Annotated in this window: 2 protein-coding genes and 1 pseudogene; 1 reads left to right on the forward strand and 2 read right to left on the reverse strand. The window is 52.9% G+C overall.

Annotated features, from left to right (window positions below):
• A partial coding sequence (locus HBA93_RS17770) for a recombinase family protein (RefSeq protein ID WP_221724174.1) occupies nucleotides 1-287 on the forward strand: 287 nt, incomplete at its 5' end.
• Here the strand turns inward: HBA93_RS17770 and HBA93_RS17775 are convergent.
• Both HBA93_RS17775 and HBA93_RS17780 read right to left on the reverse strand, forming a co-directional pair.
• Nucleotides 279-968 (reverse strand): hypothetical protein, encoded by a 690-nt coding sequence (locus tag HBA93_RS17775; RefSeq protein WP_221724175.1) that lies wholly within the window; start codon nucleotides 966-968, stop codon nucleotides 279-281. The genes HBA93_RS17770 and HBA93_RS17775 overlap by 9 nt on opposite strands.
• Nucleotides 961-1,157: pseudogene (locus HBA93_RS17780) on the reverse strand (hypothetical protein); the annotation flags it as partial. The gene HBA93_RS17775 and the pseudogene HBA93_RS17780, both read right to left, overlap by 8 nt.

The following is a 1,157-nucleotide window of genomic DNA, read 5'->3' on the forward strand; positions in this document are numbered from 1 at the left end:
TGGTGTTCGGTATCTTCGCCACTCTGGCCGAGTTCGAGCGTGACCTGATCCGCGAACGGACCATGGCTGGCCTCGCCGCCGCAAGAGCGCGCGGTCGCAAAGGCGGCCGAAAATTCGCCCTGACCAAGGCACAGGTGCGTCTCGCCCAGGCGGCCATGGCACAGCGCGATACTTCCGTTTCCGATCTGTGCAAGGAACTCGGGATCGAGCGCGTCACTCTCTATCGCTACGTCGGCCCAAAAGGCGAACTCAGGGACTATGGGAAGCGCGTTCTTGGCTTAGCGTAGGATTTCGCCCCCTCCCGCAAACGACCCCATTTTGGCTACATGCGGTGCCGCTTCGGTCATCATATTGTTAAGTTTTGATGTACCGGCAGTAGATTTGGCGTGTCTGTGGCGTGAGGATTTGCGGCCGTTCACCTTTTTCTTTGCTTCTTCACCATCTTCAATCACATTCTCTAAATCCATCCAGCGGGCGAGTTTTTCTGCATCCCAATCTTTTTTTGCCGGCCCCATAGATTTACGTTCAATGCGCGCAGCACGGGCGGCTTCTATGGTTTGTTCTTCTTCTTCTGTAGCGGTCAGCAAAGTGGCTTCATCTGCGATCATTTCAGCAGTGATCTGAGCCAATGGTCTCACAACGGAACCATCCTCATCCTCTTTCCAGCGCGTACCGTCAAAGCCGTGCCAACCCACACGGGCAACATGAATAACCTTATTTCCATAGCGGTTTAGGAAACGCCGGCCATTCCCAATGTCAGTTTCAGGCTCTTGGCAGCACTCAGCCAGAATTTCTTCTTTGCTAAGCTGCAGATCGTCGCTTTGCTGTGGTGCATCAGATGCAGATAGCTTTCCGTTGCGTGCGTAGTCCACATAGCCGCCGGACATTCCGTTAACGCTCAGATTCCTATCCGCTTCAGCAAGCAAACCAAGAATAGCAGTAGGCACATTGTTATTTTCATCAGTCATGTTGCACCTGTGCCATGTTTGCGAAGTCTTCATTTTTGGGAGGGAATACAATCAGGCAACGCCTGTTAATCCGTCCTAGCCTGGCTTTAGCGCGTATCATCGCTGATGCTGTCATGATCGGTTCAGAATCCCCATCAGCGAGGAGAACCAAATCAGTCACATGATGCGGCACAAACATTGCCTCACCCT

Origin of the sequence: Ochrobactrum sp. SFR4, assembly GCF_019730395.1 — a bacterium.
Lineage (GTDB): Bacteria > Pseudomonadota > Alphaproteobacteria > Rhizobiales > Rhizobiaceae > Pseudochrobactrum.